Here is a 17895-nt window from a genome sequence, read left to right as displayed (position 1 = left end):
CGCGACACTCAATCAGCCGAAAACGACGGTTTTGTTCTCGTGGGTAATGACGCGATCTTCGATATGCGCACGCAACCCACGCGCCAGCACATTTTTTTCGACATCTTTCCCCAGGCGCACCATATCGTCGATAGTGTCACTGTGATTCACCCGGATCACGTCCTGCTCAATGATCGGGCCTTCATCCAGATCCTGGGTCACGTAATGACAGGTCGCGCCGATCAGTTTCACACCGCGACTATAGGCCTGATGATACGGCTTCGCACCGGCAAAAGACGGCAAAAAGCTGTGATGGATATTGATCACTTTGCCGGCATACTTTTCACAAAGCTCAGGCGGCAGAATCTGCATGTAACGCGCAAGCACGATCACTTCGGTGCCGTAAGACGCGAACAGTTGGCCAATTTCTTCAAACGCAGCTGCCTTGTTGTCCCGGGTAACCGGAACATGATGGTAAGGAATGCCGTGCCATTCGACCATGCGGCGCAAATCATCGTGATTGGAGATAACGGCGACGATCTCGGTATTCAGCTCTTTGCTGTGCCAGCGATGCAGAAGATCCGCGATACAGTGCGATTCCTTGCTGCACATCAGGATTACCTTCTTCGGCGCTGCGGAGTCCGCAACATGCCAGGTCATATCAAACTCACGGGCAATCGGCTCAAAGGCAGCACGGAACTGGTCAAGACCAAACGGAATGGAGCTGGCCTTGATCTCATGGCGCATGTAGAACCAGCCCGCCTGATTGTCGGAGTGGTGACTGGCTTCGGTTATCCAGCCGTTGTAGGTGGTCAGAAAATTACTGACCTTGGCCACAATGCCAACCCGGTCAGGACACGAAATAACAAGACGATATGTATGTTCCATGCACCACAGCCTTCATGTTCAGATTTCAGGAGGCACAAATTCAGGACCCTGAAAGCCCTGCCCCCAGCGGGAAACGGTGCATGATAACGGATTGTCAGGGCCGGCGTAAGCCACCGGCCTGACACTGGAGAACACGACTTTAACTGCTGAAAAGATCGTCCGTGCGGGCTGCCATAATAAAGTCATTGCGATGCAGGCCGCCGATTTTGTGGGTCCACCAGTTAACGGTCGTCTTGCCGTATTCGGTAAGAATCGCGGGATGATGATCTTCTGATTCAGCCAGATCCCCGACCTGTTGGGTAAATGCCAGCGCCTGGGCAAAGTCCTTGAACTTGAATGTGCGCTCGAGCTGCTGCTCCCCCGACTTCTCAACCAATGCCCAGTCTGGCACTTCTGACAGCATTTGCTTCAACTCCTCCCCCATTACCTGAGGTGCGTCCGAACGACAGGCTTCACACGCTTGTGTCTTTAGATCGGCCATAGAGCTCTCCTTATGTGACAGATGATGTGACTGACATTGAAATCACACAACCAGCCTGCGCTCACCCCCGACAGCCGGTCAAGACTTTCAAAGTGACCATTGTTTAAATATACTGTATATAAATACAGTACTCGTATAGCACCTACCCGGCAGTTAGCAGACTATGAGCAACATTATTGACACCCTGATCAACGACGCACGCGTCTGGCAGGCCCGCCAGCAAAAGCAGACATCAGCACCGGCAGAAAGCACCGGCTTCGCCCTGCTGGATGAGCACCTGCCCGGTCAGGGCTGGCCACGTGGCGCGCTGATCGAATGCATGCCGGAAGCGCTCGGCATCGGCGAACTGCAACTGCTCCTGCCGGCAATCAAACGCCTCACCGGCACCCGACAGGCAGTGTTCTGGATTGATCCGCCCCATATCCCCTATGCTCCGGCACTGGCTCGGGCCGGGGTGGACCTGAACCGCATTATTCAGGTGTCCACGCAAAGCCGGCAAGATCATCTCTGGACACTGGAAAACTGCCTGCGATCATCCGCAACCGGGCTGGTGATCGCCTGGCCAGACCAGATGAAACGCAGCGATATCCGGCGCATCCAGCTCGCCGCAGAGTCAGGTGACAGCCTCTGCATTCTGTTCCGGGATGCCCGACACGCTGACAACAGCTCACCCGCGGCTCTGCGACTGAAGCTGGCCGCCAGTGATCCGCAACATATCCAGACCGATATCCTCAAACGCCGGGGAGGATGGCCGGTACAGGCATTAAAAATCCCGATTACACCAGTCGTGACCATCCCTGACACGACAACCGCTCAGGTCATTCAGGGTCCCTGGCCAGAACAGCGGCACTGAGGCGCCTATGCTTTGGCTCTACCTTCACTTTCCTTATCTACTGCTGGAACATTTCAGCCAGAGTGATCCTGAACCCCGCCCAATGGCCCTGATTAGCGGAAAACCCGCCAAAGTACTGCAGGCCAACCCTTTGGCAGCAACCAAAGGTGTTGCGCCAGGGCAAAGCGTGCAGACCGCAACGGCACTGATGCCCGACCTTCAGCTGATTCCTGCCGACCTGACCGAGCAGCAACGCATACTCCGGCAACAGGCAGTCTGGTTTTATCGGCATGTTGCCCGCATTACCTTATATGCACCGGATGGCATCCTCACCGAAGCAGGTAGTCTGTGCCGTCTTCACGGTGGCTTGGAAGGATTATGGAAAACGCTGGAATCAGAGCTCGACCGCCGAAACCTGACGGCATGGCTGGCCTGCGGCCACACGCCGAAAGCGGCCCGCTTGCTGGCCCGCACCCGTCAGGGCCAGTGCACTGACGACCGGCAGGTGCTGAAACAGTCGCTACGCTCAATTCCGGTGGAACATGCCGAACTGGACCCCAAGGCAACGGAGCGCCTGCAGCGTATGGGACTGCAGTCGCTGGGCCGTATATTCCAGCTACCTGACCGCGAACTGGCACGACGGCTGGGGCCCGAAACCTGCCTGGGGCTGCAAAAACTGGTGGGCACTGCCGCTGACCCGCAAAAGGAATGGTCGCCTCCGGCCCACTTTCATCGTCGCCTCGACTTCGCTGAAGACGTAGAACATACCAGCGGGTTGCTGTTTCCTCTGCAACGGGCATTACAGGAACTCGAAGAAGAATTGCGGTGGCGGCAGCACAGTACCGACACGCTGGAAATCCAGCTTCATCATCGTGTGGAATCCGCTACCGATCTACCTCTGAGATCAACCGCTCCGGAGCATCGGGCCTCAGCGTTTCTGGCCTTATTGCGCCTGAAACTCGAACGCCTTGAACTTATATCGCCGGTTATCGGCGCCACACTTCAGGTACAGCGCTTCATTTCCCGCCACACCCCTGCCGGCGACGACCTTTTCGGGGAGTCGGATTCCGGCAGGGACGAGGCCTGGCAACATTTACTCAGCCGACTGCAAACCCGGTTAGGTGATGGCGCATTGCGCGCATTATCTGTGCAGGATGACCACAGGCCGGAGCAGGCCTGCCAGTACCAATCCATCGATACCGCCAAGACAGGGGCCGCAATGACCCGGCACGCACTCCCCCGGCGCCCACTCTGGTTTTTAAAGGCCCCTCAACCTTTAGTCCACATGCCACTTGAATGGCTGGCCGGCCCGGAACGCATCAGTGCCGGCTGGTGGGATGGTGAGCGAATACAGCGTGATTACTACATCGCCCGCCTGCACAGCGGACAAACCGGCTGGCTATTCCGCGACGTCACCGGCGGCTGGTTTATTCACGGCTGGTTCGGCTAACGGAGGAGCCATTGTTGTCATACGCTGAGCTGCATTGCCTGAGCAATTTTTCTTTTCTGAGAGGCGCCTCCCACCCCCACGAGCTGGCAGAGGAAGCCGCTCGCCTTGACTATCAAGCCCTCGCCATCACTGATGAGTGCTCAGTAGCAGGCATGCCCCGCGCCTACGCCGCACTAAAAACCCATGCCGAATCCGTAGCCGAAAAAAATCGCATAAACGGTACTGACGACGCCCCCATCCGACTACTGACCGGCAGCGAATTCCGCACCCGGGACGACGCCCTCATGCTGGTACTGCTGGCACAAACCCGGCGCGGCTACGGCCAGCTTTGCCAACTGATCACAACCACCCGCCGGCGGGCAGAAAAAGGTGACTATGATTTTCTAACCGGCGATATTGAAAGCCATGACCTGAGCGAATGCCTGGCGCTCTGGACGCCACTCGCAACACATCAGGATGCACTGCCAGCACAGGGAGAATGGCTGAAGCAACATTTCCCCCAACGGCTATGGATAATGGCCACCCGCACCCTGACCGATCAGGATGACGAACAGCTCATCCGGTTACGGCTGCTTGCCCAGCGATTGGCACTGCCGGTCGTTGCCACTGGCAATGTGCACATGCATCAGCGGCAACGCCAGCCGTTACAGGATGTGCTCACCGCTATTCGCCATAGCTGCACCGTTGCCGCTGCAGGTCATCGACTCTTCGCCAATGGCGAGCATTACCTGCGCCCGCTGAAAACACTGCATCGACTCTTTCCCGCCCAATGGATCAACGCAACCCTTGAGATCGCCCGACGCTGCACCTTTGACCCCGGCGAACTGCGTTACGAATACCCGCCAGAAGTTGTTCCTGCCGGCTACAGTGCCGCCCGCTACCTCCGTGAACTAACGGAAAAAGGCATTGAACAACGCTTCCCTGAAGGCATCACCCTACCGGTGAGAGCACTTATTGAGAAAGAACTGCGGCTGATTGGGGACATGCAATATGAAGCCTACTTCCTGACCATTCAGGACATCGTTCGCTACGCCCGGAGTCAGGGTATTTTGTGCCAGGGCCGAGGCTCCGCTGCTAACTCGGCAGTCTGCTATTGCCTTGGCATCACGGAAGTGAATCCCGAAAAATCCCAACTTCTTTTTGAGCGGTTTATCTCCAAAGACCGTGGCGAACCGCCCGATATTGATGTGGACTTCGAACACGAACGGCGCGAAGAGGTGATCCAGTATATTTACCGGCGCTATGGCCGTGAGCGCGCCGCACTGGCCGCAACGGTCATCCGCTATCGCTCAAAGAGCGCAATCCGGGACGTCGGCAAAGCGCTCGGTCTCGATATAACCCTGCTGGAACAACTGATCAGCCAGATTGACTGGCGGGATCGGGAGCATGACTGGCGCCAGCAATTATTCGACAAGGGGGTGGTCAAAAAGGCCCGAACTGCTGAGCAATTCGTGGCTCTGGTCAACACCCTGCTCGGCTTTCCCCGTCATTTATCCCAGCATGTGGGCGGCTTTGTCATTAGTGCCGGCCCCCTGGCCGAACTGGTGCCGGTAGAAAATGCAGCCATGGCTGATCGCACCGTCATTCAATGGGACAAGGATGATCTGGAAAGTCTGGGACTGATGAAAGTCGACGTGCTGGCCCTGGGCATGCTCACCGCTATTCGCAAAGCTTTCGAGCACATTGGCGATAAACTGGGGAGACGTTTTGGCATGGAAGATGTCACTCCAGATGATGATGATGATGACGTTTATGAAATGCTCTGTAATGGTGACAGCATCGGTGTGTTTCAGGTGGAGTCTCGCGCCCAGATCAACATGCTCCCTCGCCTGCGCCCCCGCAAATTCTACGACTTGGTGATCCAGGTTGCGATCGTTCGCCCGGGGCCGATTCAGGGCGATATGGTTCACCCTTACCTGCGCCGCCGCGATGGCCTGGACGAAGTGGACTACCCCAATGACGCAATACGCGAGGTGCTGGAGCGCACACTGGGAGTGCCTATTTTCCAGGAACAGGTGATCAAACTGGCGATGGTCGCCGCGGGTTTTACTGCCGGTGAAGCGGACCGGTTGCGGCGCGCCATGGCTGCATGGAAATCTACCGGCGACCTGACGCCTTTCCGCGACAAGCTGATTACCGGCATGCTTGCACGAGGCCACGGTCGAAGCTTTGCCGAACGCCTTTATCGGCAGATTTGTGGGTTTGGTGGCTATGGTTTCCCCGAATCTCACTCTGCCAGTTTTGCCCTCTTGGTATATGTCTCCTCCTGGATTAAACACCACCACCCGGAAGCCTTTTACTGCGCCCTGCTGAACAGCCAGCCAATGGGGTTCTACTCACCCTCGCAGCTTGTTCAGGACGCGCGTCGTCATCAGGTGGATATACAGCCCATCGACATCAATTTCAGTCAGTGGGAGCACACCATAGAGAACAACCATACCCGGCTCCGGCTGGGATTCTGCCTGGTAAAAGGCCTGTCCCGTAACGGCGCACAAGAGATCGTGGCACAACGCCCCCCGGGCGGCTACCAGACGATTGAGCAACTGCGCGATCTGGCCACGCCTGATAACCGGGATATGGAGTGCCTCGCCAGCGCCAATGCCCTGCGCAGCCTATCTCAGAATCGCCACCAGGCCCGCTGGGATATACTCGGGCATGACACACCACCTCCCCTGTTCAGCGACACATCGGTGCAGGACACCGCAGCCCATTACATTTGTGATGACCAGCGCGTTGAATTGGCAGCACCCAGCGAAGGTGACGATATTCTGGAAGATTATGCCAGTCAGGGATTAACCCTCAACCGGCATCCTCTGGCTCTTCTACGGGAACAGGGGCATTTGCGGTTTTGCCGGACAGCGGAAGAGCTCAAGACCGACAATCCCGGTCGGCCGGTCCAGGTGGCCGGCTTGGTCACCGGCCGCCAAAGGCCCGGCTCAGCATCCGGCGTCACCTTTGTGACGCTGGAAGACGAAACAGGTAACGTCAATGTGGTGGTCTGGCTTAATACTGCCCGCCAACAACGCCAGCCACTGCTAAAAGCACAACTACTGCATGTCAAAGGCATTATGGAACGCGAGGGCGATATTGTTCATATCATGGCGGGCAAGCTCACGGATCTCAGTCACCTGTTGGGCAACCTGAACGTGCAATCCCGGGATTTTCACTGACCTTTCACTCAAAGGTGATCAACGCGCTAAAGCAGAAACAAAAAAGCCCCGCAATCGCGGGGCTTTTTCATGGGCAGCAAATAATCAGCTCAAGAGCTTGATCATCACACCGGCCGCAACCGCCGAGCCGATAACACCGGCGACGTTGGGACCCATGGCATGCATCAACAGGAAGTTGTGAGGATTTGACTCCAGCCCTACCTTGTTGGATACACGCGCCGCCATGGGGACAGCAGACACACCGGCGGAGCCGATAAGCGGGTTGATCTGCTCTTTCGAGAAGACGTTCAGCAACTTCGCCATCAGTACACCACAAGCCGTACCGACGCAGAACGCCGCCATACCCAGCGCCAGGATTCCCAGCGTCTGGAAATCGAGGAACTTGTCAGCGCCAAGCTTGGAGCCAACCGACAACCCGAGGAAAATCGTGACAATGTTGATCAGTGCATTTTGCGACGTATCGCTCAAGCGCTCGACAACACCGCATTCCCGCATCAGGTTACCAAAGCAGAACATACCCAGCAGCGGCGCTGCGTCAGGCAGGAACAGCACCACCAGCATCAGGACAACAATCGGGAAAACGATCTTTTCCGCCTTGCTGACATGACGCAGCTGGGACATCTTGATAGCCCGCTCCTTCTCGGATGTCAGCGCACGCATGATCGGTGGCTGAATCATCGGCACCAACGCCATGTAGGAGTATGCTGCCACTGCAATCGCACCCAACAGGTGAGGCGCAAGGATGCTCGAAACGTAGATCGAGGTCGGGCCATCTGCACCACCGATGATACCGATCGCTGCCGCTTCAAGAATGGTGAAATCCATGGTACCGGACCAGTCCAGCAGCGCTGCACCAATCACTGTACCAAAGATGCCAAACTGCGCAGCCGCGCCCAACAGCAAGGTTTTCGGATTCGCCAGAAGCGGTCCGAAATCGGTCATTGCGCCTACACCCATGAAGATAATCAGAGGTGCAGCACCGCTATGAATCGCCACGGTATAGAAGTTGTAGAGCATGCCGTTGGCATAGCCCTGGTCTTCAGCAAGCGCGTTCGCTGCGGCAATCATTTGCACGCCACCGGACTTATAAGCCTCTTTGAAGGCTGAGATCACATCAGGTGTAACAGCCTGAGCCGCCTCATAGGGTACGTTCAGCACTGAGGCCAGTGCTGCCAACACTTCCGGCTTGGCAACGTGAATCGCGTTTTCAGCGGCAGATAGCGCAAGCCCCGCTTCGGGGATGTTTGCCAGAATACCGCCAAACCCGATCGGGACCAGCAACAACGGCTCAAAGCCCTTGCGAATCGCAAGGAACAAAAGCAACAGGCCGACGACAATCATTGCCCCCTGACCTATCGAGAGATTGAACAGACCACTACCTGTCCAGAGAGTCATTATCTTATCCATGGAATGCTGGCCCTTATGCGATTGTCAGCATTTCATCACCGACAGCTACGCTGTCGCCAACCTTGACGAAGATCTCGCCAACGGTACCGGCCTTGGGTGCGCGAATTTCAGTTTCCATCTTCATGGCTTCGAGGATGATCAGTATTTCACCATCTTCGACAACGTCGCCTGGTGATACCAACACCTTGAAAATGTTACCGCCCAGTGGCGCCGCCACAGGTTCTCCGTCACCGGCTGCTGGTGTCGGCGCGGATGATGCTGATGCAGCAGGCGCTGCAACTGCCCCGCCCTGAGACTGGATCTGGCTGATCTCGCCACCTTCGGCGACAGCAACGACATACTCCTTGCCATTTACGGCAACGGTATAGGTTTCCGGACCTGATGACTTCGCAAGGGCTGAAGCAGCCGCCGCATCCGCTCCGGTCGGCACAGGCTCAAATGCAGAAGCGTCGCCACGGTTTTCAAGAAACTTGAGGCCAATCTGCGGGAAGAGTGCATAGGTCAACACATCATCTTCGATGTTGTCGGCCAGCTTGATGCCCTTCTCGTCAGCCAGCTTCTTGAGCTCGTCAGTCAGCTTGTCCATCTCCGGCTCGATCAGATCCGCAGGACGGCAGGTGACAGGCTCCTTGCCATCAAGCACGCGAGTCTGAAGCTCTTTATTGAACGCTGATGGTGCAGAACCGTACTCACCTTTGAGAATGGCAGCTGTTTCCTTCGAAATCGACTTGTAACGTTCGCCGGTCAGGATATTGAGCACCGCCTGAGTGCCGACGATCTGCGACGTTGGCGTAACCAGCGGAATGTAACCCAGATCTTCACGGACTCTTGGAATCTCAGCCAGAACCTCATCGAACTTGTCGCTCGCGTTTTGCTCTTTCAGCTGGTTCTCCATGTTAGTCAGCATGCCACCAGGCACCTGAGCAATCAGGATGCGTGAATCAGTACCTCTGAGGCTGCCTTCAAATTTCGCGTACTTCTTGCGAACGTCACGGAAGTAACTGGCAATCTCTTCAAGCAGGTTCAGATCCAGGCCGGTGTCACGCTCGGTACCTTCAAGGATCGCCACAACGGCTTCGGTCGGCGAATGACCGTAGGTCATGCTCATTGAGGAAATGGCCGTATCGACGTTATCAATGCCGGCTTCCGCCGCCTTGATCGCAGTCGCAGTCGACATACCGGTTGTTGCGTGACACTGCATGTGGATCGGGATATCCAGCTCTTTTTTCAGGCGGCTGACCAGATCAAATGCAACGTAAGGCTTGAGAATACCGGCCATGTCCTTGATCGCAATTGAGTCGGCGCCCATATCCGCGACTTCTTTTGCCAACTCGACCCACATTTCAATGGTGTGCACCGGACTGGTGGTATATGAAATGGTGCCCTGAGCGTGTTTGCCGGTTTTGCGAACCGCCTTGATGGCAGTTTCCAGGTTACGGGGATCGTTCATGGCATCGAAAATACGGAAAACATCGACCCCGTTTTCAGCGGCCCGCTCGACAAACCGTGACACAACATCATCAGCGTAGTGGCGATAACCCAGCAGGTTCTGGCCTCGCAGAAGCATTTGCTGTGGAGTATTCGGCATTACCTTCTTGAGTTCCCGAATGCGCTCCCAGGGGTCTTCGCCCAGGTAGCGGATGCAGGAATCAAATGTTGCCCCACCCCAGGATTCAAGAGACCAGAAGCCGACTTTGTCGAGCTTCTCTGCGATAGGCAGCATATCGTCCAACCGCATACGGGTTGCCAGAAGGGATTGATGGGCGTCACGCAGAATGACGTCCGTAATCCCCAATGGTTTTTTTGAATCTGTCATCGTGTCAGCCTTCTACTTAATAGTTCTAATATGTTTGCCAGGCCACTTACTTGTGACGCGACCTGAACTTCGCAATCGCCTGCTTGATAGCCTCTGCTGTGTCAGGGTCAACTGACGCAGGTTCAGGGGCTGCTTTGGCGCGCGGAGAACGTGCGGGCGCTGCCACTTCGGGTGGCGCCAATCTGGACACAACCTTGGACATTATCCCGGTTGCAAACACTAGGATTACAAGGAAGACAAAAACGAATCCCATGCCCGCTACCATCAACTCGATGGCCTTGGTCATCAGGTCAGTCATGGTTTTTTCCCTTAATAAACGGATTTACCCGACTCTGCCTTGAGTGGCATTACCACAGACTTTGTAATATCGGATGGCAAAATCCTGCGTAATTTACCGGTTTATGCACTACTGAGCAACCAGAGCAATCCGTAAAAACCGATGGATCATCCCGAGAAAACGGGTCATTTCAGGCCAGGAGAGTAATGGAGGGCACTTCAAAAAGCGGACGGTTACCAAGAGTACACCAGTCCACCAACAGATGATATCAAAGAGCAACATTTGCAAATCGCACTTAAAACCCACCGAGTGATAGCGACCATCCGCAACAAGCAATCGCACACCCTCAATAACCTACACCCGAAAAACTGCATTCTGCATCTATTTACCCGCAGCGCGCGTATACCTAAGGCAAGCAACACGATAAATCAAAATAAAGGATGGCAAATCATGATCGCAGGAAAACAACTCGCACTGACAGGGCTCGTCTGCGCAGCACTACTGACGCCACTCTCGGCTGTTGCCGGCCACACCAACCCGGTTCTGAAAGCAGAGCTGACCGGCGATGCCATGACTGGCTCAGAGGGCGACGCTGCAGGCAGTGGAACAGCGTATGTCTTCGGCGTAGACGGTGATACCACCACCCTCTGTTACGTGATAGAAGTTAGCGGAATCAAAATGGTGCCGGTAAAAGAAGGCATGGCCGCCCATATTCATGAAGCAGGAAAAGGCAAAAGCGGTAGCGTGGTCGCCAACCTTGCAGGACCGGAGGACGGGAACGCCGGTGACTGCCTGACCGAAGGCGAAAAGGGTAAATTCCCGACTGCAGAGGAAGGCATTGTCCAACGCATCCTGACCAACCCGGATGACTTCTATATCAACATCCACAACCCGGACTACCCTAAAGGCGCCATTCGCGGACAGCTGATGGAAACCCATGATCACGGAATGTAATCAGCAAACCGACAAGAAGAGTGCCTGAAAACAAAGAACCCCGCACGTGGCGGGGTTCTTTGTTTGATATGGCGCGGCTGGGAGGATTCGAACCTCCGACCGCCTGGTTCGTAGCCAGGTACTCTATCCAGCTGAGCTACAGCCGCTTAAAACACGTTGGGTCGGACTTTGCAATTGATGGCGCGGCTGGGAGGATTCGAACCTCCGACCGCCTGGTTCGTAGCCAGGTACTCTATCCAGCTGAGCTACAGCCGCGCAACAAAACCTTCCAAACTTCGTTCTTTTATTCTTTAAAAAAAGAATGGCGGAGAGGGAGGGATTCGAACCCTCGGTACGCGTAATGCGTACGGCTCCTTAGCAGGGAGCTGGTTTCAGCCACTCACCCACCTCTCCTTAAGAACGCGGCACATAGTACCAGAATTTTTCTGTTTTCATAGGGTTGACAGTGATTTTTTCAATTTTCTCTGTCCAGGCTTTGTATAAACCTACTCTCGCCGCACTGACACAAAAAACCCGTCGGTGAAATCAGCGACGGGCTCTTCGATCAGATCAGATGTTGCCTGGCTCCGGCTCACCATCAGGATCTGACTTTTCCCGCTGAATCCGCTGGTAAATTTCTTCGCGGTGAACGGCGACTTCTTTAGGCGCATTAACGCCAATACGTACCTGGTTTCCCTTCACCCCGAGTACGGTGACGGTCACTTCATCACCAACCATCAGGGTCTCGCCAACACGGCGGGTCAAAATCAACATGTCCTTACTCCTTATGTCCAGAGCTACCTGTTCCGACTTTAAAAACTAATTCCTTTATAGCGGGACAACTGACCGCCCGTAACCCGGAATTGTCCGTAGTGGGTTTCCCTGAGCCGGACAGTTCCTATGATCGCTTCTGGTGTTAATCGTTCCCTTATTATTGAGGCACGGACGGAGAAAGACCGCCATTCCGCACTCTATGCCTCTGTCTCGGGCCCCTGCAATCCAAACGCACTATGCAGTGCACGAACCGCAAGTTCCAGATACTTTTCATCGATGACCACCGAAATCTTGATTTCCGACGTGGAGATCATCTGGATATTGATACCTTCATTTGAGAGCGCCTCAAACATCTGGGTGGCAACACCGGCGTGCGAACGCATCCCTACACCCACGATACTGACCTTCGCGATGCGGCCGTCACCACTCACCTGCCTTGCACCCAGATCTGCCTTGACCTGCTCAAGCACCGCCTGGGCACGCTTGTAATCATTGCGATGAATCGTGAAGGTGAAATCAGTGCGGTTATCCGCACCTACGTTCTGGACGATCATGTCCACTTCGATATTGGCTTCGCTCACTGGCTTCAATATACGCAGCGCACTGCCCGGGGTATCAGGTACACCCGAAATCGTCAGTTTTGCTTCATCCCGGTTAAACGCAATCCCGGATACGACCGGTTGTTCCATGTCACCCTCGTCATCAAGCGTAATCAGGGTGCCCTCGCCTTCGCCGAAACTCGACAAAACCCGAAGTGGCACGTTGTACTTACCTGCAAATTCAACCGCCCGGATCTGCAACACTTTGGATCCGAGACTGGCCATTTCAATCATTTCTTCAAATGTAATCTTGTCCAGACGTCGGGCACTGTCGACAACCCGGGGATCTGTTGTATATACGCCATCAACGTCAGTGTAGATCTGGCACTCATCGGCCTTCAATGCAGCCGCCAGTGCTACAGCCGTAGTGTCTGACCCGCCACGCCCCAGCGTTGTAATATTGCCCTTATCGTCGACACCCTGAAAGCCGGCAACCACAATGACACGACCAGCATCGAGATCGCCGCGCATATTCTGCTCATCAATGCTCTGGATGCGCGCCTTGGTATGCGAGCTATCCGTCACAATGCTTACCTGAGCACCTGTGTACGAACGGGCATCGATGCCGCGCTTCTGAAGCGCCATGGACAGCAATGCGATGGTGACCTGCTCTCCGGTAGACAGCAGTACATCCATCTCCCGCGGGGTCGGGTCTTCCATGATAGCGTTTGCCAGCCCCACCAACCTGTTGGTTTCGCCGCTCATAGCGGAGACGACCACCACAACGTCATGCCCGTTCGCCCGGGTGCGACAGACCCTGTCAGCAACCGCTTCGATTCGATCCGTGGTACCTACGGAAGTACCACCGTATTTCTGAACCAGTAGTGCCATTATTGTGTGCTACCTGCCATCTAAGCCTGAATACCTATTCTCGCGCGCGGCGATTATAGTGATAGTAATGAAAACCCGGTACTGTTTTCGGCGCTATTGAGTTGCTTCACTCACCCAGGTTGCCACCTTCGCCAGAGCATCCGGCAACTTATCCGCGTCCGTTCCGCCGCCCTGCGCCATATCAGGTCGTCCACCGCCCTTGCCGCCAACTTCCGCGCAAAGTGACTTCATCAAATCACCCGCCTTGATCCGGGAGGTGGCATCCTTGGTCACACCCGCGACCAGGATAACCTTGCCATCCTCGATGCTGGCCAGCACGACAACGCCAGATCCCAGCTTGTTCTTCAGCTGGTCAGCGGTATCCATCAGCGCTTTGCGATCAGCCCCTTCAAGCACCGAAGCAACCACTTTCAGGCCGTTGACATCAACAGCGGAATCAACCAGATCCGAACCTGCAGAGCTGGCGAGTTTTGATTTCAGCTGCTCAATCTCTTTCTCAAGCTGGCGATTACGCTCAAGTGTCGCCTCAACCTTGTCGATTACGGTCTCACGGGTACCGCGTACCAGTGAGGCAACCTGACGGAGCCGGCCCTCTGTTTCATCGAGCCACGCCAACGCGCCCTTGCCGGTCACCGCTTCGATGCGTCGAACACCGGAGGAGATCCCGCTTTCGGAAACAATCCGGAACAACCCGATGTCGCCCGTGCGAGACACATGGGTACCGCCGCACAATTCCACGGAGAAACGGTCTGACCCCATGCTGAGAACCCGCACCTGATCGCCGTACTTCTCACCGAACAACGCCACAGCACCCTTCGCTTTCGCCTGCTCCATGTCGGTAATTTCAGTGCCGACCGCAGTGTTGTCCAGAATCTGCTCGTTAACCTGTGCTTCAATGGCCGCCAACTGCTCTGGTGTGACAGCTTCAAAATGGGAGAAATCGAACCGCAGACGATCCGGATCAACCAGCGACCCTTTCTGGGTCACATGATCACCCAGCACATTGCGCAACGCAGCGTGCAGCAGATGCGTAGCCGAGTGATTCAACGCAATTGACTGGCGGCGACCATGATCGATACGGGCATCGACTTCCAGCCCGGGAAACAACTCACCTTCGATCACAGTGCCGATATGCAGGTGGTTAGCCCCGTCTTTTCGGGTATCCGACACATGGAAACGACCACCGCTCCAGGTCAGCAAACCGGTATCACCTACCTGGCCGCCAGATTCCGCATAAAAGGGCGTCCGCTCTAGAACAATCACGGCCTCTTCGCCGGTTTGTGCGTTCTTTTCTTCACCATTAACCAGCACGGTACGAATTTTCTCGTGGCCGTCCACGCTTTCGTAACCGGTAAATTCAGTGCTCCCACCCAGATCGGCGGAGGCATTGTAATCAATACCAAATTTCGATGCGGCTCGAGCCCGTTCGCGCTGAGCTTCCATCGCCTTTTCGTAACCCTCGTAATCCAGGGTAAGGCCACGTTCGCGGGCAATATCATTGGTCAGATCGACCGGAAAGCCATAGGTGTCATAGAGGGTAAATACCGTTTCGCCCGGAATTTCATCGCCTTTGAGTTCGGCTATATCCTGTTCGAGAAGACGAAGCCCCTTATCCAGCGTACGGGCAAACTGCTCTTCTTCCTGCAGCAGCACTTTTTCGATCTGGGCCCGGGTGCGGACAAGCTCAGGGAATGCTTCGCCCATCAATTCAACCAATGCGCCCGTCAGCTTATAGAAGAATGCATCCTTGGCTCCCAGCTTGTTGCCGTGGCGGGCCGCACGTCGAATGATACGACGCAGCACAAAGCCGCGACCTTCATTCGATGGCATAACACCATCGGCAATCAGGAAGGAACAGGCCCGGATGTGATCAGCCACAACGCGAAGAGATGCTTCAGTAGTATCAACACCACCCAGAATATCGGAGGCGGCTTTCAACAAATCCTGGAACAGATCAATTTCGTAATTGTTGTGCACGCCTTGCAGCACAGCAGCAATACGCTCAAGCCCCATGCCGGTATCAACTGACGGCTTGGGCAATGGCTGCATTTCGCCATCGGCGGTGCGGTTGAACTGCATGAAAACGACGTTCCAGATTTCAATAAACCGGTCGCCGTCCTCCTCAGGACTGCCCGGCGGGCCACCTGCAATATCGGCACCGTGGTCGTAGAAAATCTCGGTGCACGGACCGCAAGGCCCCGTATCACCCATCTGCCAGAAATTGTCTGATGCGTAAGGTGCGCCCTTGTTATCACCGATGCGGATAATCCGGTCGGCCGGCACGCCCATACCTTTGTTCCAGAGATCGAACGCCTCGTCGTCTGACGCGTAAACTGTAACCAGTAATTTCTCTTTCGGCAGGGCCAGCCACTCATCGCCGGTCAGGAAAGTCCAGGCAAACTCGATGGCTTCCTTTTTGAAATAATCACCAAAACTGAAGTTTCCCAGCATCTCGAAGAAGGTGTGGTGGCGTGCTGTGTAGCCGACATTCTCGAGATCGTTGTGCTTGCCGCCCGCGCGCACGCAGCGTTGTGAGCTGGTCGCTCGGGTATAACCACGATCTTCGCGCCCCAGGAAAGCATCTTTGAACTGGTTCATCCCCGCGTTGGTGAACAGCAAGGTCGGATCATCATGGGGAACCAGAGAACTGCTGGCGACGATTTCGTGCCCGCGCTGCTGGAAGTAGTCAAGAAATGCCTGGCGCAATACTGCGGTTTTCATAGCCGTGTCCTGATCGCCTTGTCAGAGAGTCGAATCATTGGCAGAGCCGCCAGAATCTCCGGCAATATCACGGTGATGGCGCTCTGCGATACCAATACGCAAGGGCGCTACTCTAGCACACGCTGTGGGGGTTAAAAACGAGAAACGCCGCTCAATTGATAGCGGCGTCGGTGTGGATAGGGAGAGTTTATCGCGCTGGGCCCGATAGCAACCAGATGGCCGCCGGACCGACGCCTTTAATCAAACCCGATGGATCATTGGGCGCTATCAGTATCAGCGGGCTTCATGGTGTCGAAAATCGTCTGCCAGAAGTCCCCCATAAGACTGGCCGTGTCCTCAGCCACCGGCCGCGACGCCTGTTCACGCCCATCCTCCAGCATTCGCGTCACAAGGTCATTGAGAGACGTCAGATCAAGCCCATTTTGCTGAGCCTTATCTGCCAACTCCTGCAGACCCTGAGCAAGCGAGCCCAGCGGCTTCAACTGTGTCGCCGGCGAGGAGACCTGCCCGGAGTCAGACTGGGACACAGACTCATAAGCAGCGGCACGGACCGAACGAACAGACGACAGGTTAAGACTGAAAGCGGCTAACTCCTCGCCACCGAGATCCAGAGACTTGGCCGCCTCGAACGCGCCCATAACATCGCCTTCAAAAAACTGAGCCGACACCGCCTCCACGTCCTTGAACAGGTTATTCAGCGCCTCGCGCTCGCCCGCATCCAGATCACCCTCAACGGAAAACGCGTAACGCCCCGAGAACATCGACGTCGAACTGGCTGAACTGAATCGGCCCGTTCCGTCTGATCCACTGACCTGGCTGGCACTGGCATAGCGGAGCTCGTCCATGCGCACCGTAATCCGATCACCATCACTTGTTGTGACCTCAAATGAAAGCTGATCACGGGATGCCGCCTCTACGCTACTTGCCGAGGTTGTCCGTTGAGCCCCATCTACGGCCTGCGATGGTTTTTCCGCGCCATTGTTGGCGACAGCCGCATTATCATTGCCAAGGAAGAGTTTCTCCAGCTTGTCCAGCCCTTCGGTAATGCGATCAAAACTGTCGTCAATACCCGCGCCAAGCTCGTCGTTCATCATACCCAGCGCTTCAATCTGTTCTCTGGCCTCTGCAAAGCCCTGCTCTACACCGGCTCTCGCCTGTTCCAGCAAGCTGGCCAAACGATCCGGGTCGGCGCCTGCCGCCGCCTCTTTCTGCAAGCGATTCTGCACAAAGCCCAACACATTATTGGCGACATCCGCGGCCGAGTAGCCTGCTGATGCCGGCTTGCCCGCGCCAGATGCCGCATCAGTTCCACCCATGCGCTGTTCAAGCCGCTGCTCCAGACGGGCGCGCAATACCGCCATGGCATCATCAACGGTGCGGATGGTTTGTGAGGATCGGGCATCGGATGCTTGAGATGTCTGAGACTGGCGCTGCGAAGCAGCGGCATCATTGCCTGTGCGTTTCGGCAATACCGACGCATCGGACCCTGGACCGGAAACTGACGACACCATCACAAACCTCCATGCACAACATGCAATCGTTGGGACTATTCAAACCCTGGACATTCGCGGCACGCCCTGAAGGGCTCGCATCACGATCGTTATATCTCGTCTAGCGGCCGGAAGGCATCAAACTTTAAGACCTTTTCGGTATACTGTTCGCCGTTCTCAGGCAATCGGCTAGCGAGAGCACGCACGAAACCGGCCGTCACGCACACCGCTAACACATTAAATCGTT

The 17895-nt window shown here is 55.6% G+C and carries 13 protein-coding genes and 3 tRNA genes; 4 read left to right on the top strand and 12 right to left on the bottom strand.

Annotated features, from left to right (window positions below; translation table 11 throughout):
- Positions 1–12 precede the first annotated feature (12 nt).
- Positions 13–867, bottom strand: a complete 855-nt coding sequence (gene purU, locus ACUN9X_RS09965) for a formyltetrahydrofolate deformylase (protein WP_260035230.1) — start codon at positions 865–867, stop codon at positions 13–15.
- A 139-nt stretch (positions 868–1006) separates the two neighbouring features.
- Positions 1007–1348, bottom strand: coding sequence for a 4a-hydroxytetrahydrobiopterin dehydratase (locus ACUN9X_RS09960; RefSeq protein ID WP_445472954.1), 342 nt, complete (start codon positions 1346–1348; stop codon positions 1007–1009).
- A gap of 163 nt (positions 1349–1511) precedes the next feature.
- Between ACUN9X_RS09960 and imuA the strand changes: the two genes are divergently transcribed.
- The 3 genes from imuA to ACUN9X_RS09945 are packed head-to-tail and all read left to right on the top strand — an operon-like array spanning position 1512 to position 6800.
- On the top strand, positions 1512–2201 hold the full coding sequence (gene imuA / locus ACUN9X_RS09955) for a translesion DNA synthesis-associated protein ImuA (RefSeq protein WP_260035228.1): 690 nt from the start codon (positions 1512–1514) through the stop codon (positions 2199–2201).
- A 7-nt stretch (positions 2202–2208) separates the two neighbouring features.
- On the top strand, positions 2209–3630 hold the full coding sequence (locus ACUN9X_RS09950) for a Y-family DNA polymerase (protein ID WP_445472953.1): 1422 nt from the start codon (positions 2209–2211) through the stop codon (positions 3628–3630).
- A 14-nt stretch (positions 3631–3644) separates the two neighbouring features.
- On the top strand, positions 3645–6800 hold the full coding sequence (locus ACUN9X_RS09945; protein WP_445472952.1) for an error-prone DNA polymerase: 3156 nt from the start codon (positions 3645–3647) through the stop codon (positions 6798–6800).
- Positions 6801–6884: 84 nt separating this feature from the next.
- Here ACUN9X_RS09945 and ACUN9X_RS09940 read toward each other — a convergent pair whose 3' ends face one another.
- Genes ACUN9X_RS09940 through ACUN9X_RS09930 form a run of 3 tightly spaced genes read right to left on the bottom strand, consistent with a single transcriptional unit; the run spans position 6885 to position 10321 of the window.
- Positions 6885–8207 carry a sodium ion-translocating decarboxylase subunit beta gene (locus ACUN9X_RS09940; protein ID WP_260035223.1) on the bottom strand — a complete coding sequence of 441 codons (1323 nt, stop codon included), beginning with the start codon at positions 8205–8207 and terminating at the stop codon, positions 6885–6887.
- A gap of 13 nt (positions 8208–8220) precedes the next feature.
- The gene (oadA, locus tag ACUN9X_RS09935; protein WP_445472951.1) at positions 8221–10023 is read right to left on the bottom strand and encodes a sodium-extruding oxaloacetate decarboxylase subunit alpha; all 1803 of its coding nucleotides are present in this window, start codon (positions 10021–10023) and stop codon (positions 8221–8223) included.
- A 46-nt stretch (positions 10024–10069) separates the two neighbouring features.
- The gene (locus tag ACUN9X_RS09930; RefSeq protein ID WP_260035220.1) at positions 10070–10321 is read right to left on the bottom strand and encodes an OadG family protein; all 252 of its coding nucleotides are present in this window, start codon (positions 10319–10321) and stop codon (positions 10070–10072) included.
- Between the two features lie 429 nt (positions 10322–10750).
- Here ACUN9X_RS09930 and ACUN9X_RS09925 point away from each other — a divergent pair, with 429 nt between their 5' ends.
- Positions 10751–11254 (top strand): CHRD domain-containing protein, encoded by a 504-nt coding sequence (locus ACUN9X_RS09925; RefSeq protein WP_445472950.1) that lies wholly within the window; start codon positions 10751–10753, stop codon positions 11252–11254.
- Positions 11255–11323: 69 nt separating this feature from the next.
- On the opposite strand, the gene ACUN9X_RS09920 is transcribed toward ACUN9X_RS09925, so the two are convergent.
- From ACUN9X_RS09920 to ACUN9X_RS09890, 7 genes are all read right to left on the bottom strand, one after another.
- Positions 11324–11400, bottom strand: a tRNA-Arg gene (locus tag ACUN9X_RS09920).
- Positions 11401–11432: 32 nt separating this feature from the next.
- Positions 11433–11509 (bottom strand) — tRNA-Arg (locus tag ACUN9X_RS09915).
- A 47-nt stretch (positions 11510–11556) separates the two neighbouring features.
- A tRNA-Ser gene (locus ACUN9X_RS09910) sits at positions 11557–11647 on the bottom strand.
- A gap of 156 nt (positions 11648–11803) precedes the next feature.
- Positions 11804–12007 carry a carbon storage regulator CsrA gene (gene csrA / locus ACUN9X_RS09905; RefSeq protein WP_260035217.1) on the bottom strand — a complete coding sequence of 68 codons (204 nt, stop codon included), beginning with the start codon at positions 12005–12007 and terminating at the stop codon, positions 11804–11806.
- 197 nt (positions 12008–12204) lie between these two features.
- Positions 12205–13437, bottom strand: a complete 1233-nt coding sequence (locus tag ACUN9X_RS09900; protein ID WP_260035215.1) for an aspartate kinase — start codon at positions 13435–13437, stop codon at positions 12205–12207.
- Positions 13438–13530: 93 nt separating this feature from the next.
- Positions 13531–16158, bottom strand: a complete 2628-nt coding sequence (gene alaS, locus ACUN9X_RS09895; protein ID WP_445472949.1) for an alanine--tRNA ligase — start codon at positions 16156–16158, stop codon at positions 13531–13533.
- Positions 16159–16412: 254 nt separating this feature from the next.
- Positions 16413–17669: a DUF5610 domain-containing protein gene (locus ACUN9X_RS09890; RefSeq protein WP_445472948.1), complete on the bottom strand. Its 1257-nt coding sequence runs from the start codon at positions 17667–17669 to the stop codon at positions 16413–16415.
- Positions 17670–17895: the final 226 nt, after the last annotated feature.

Source organism: Marinobacter sp. V032, assembly GCF_052645435.1.
This window is presented reverse-complemented; position numbering and strand designations above follow the sequence as displayed.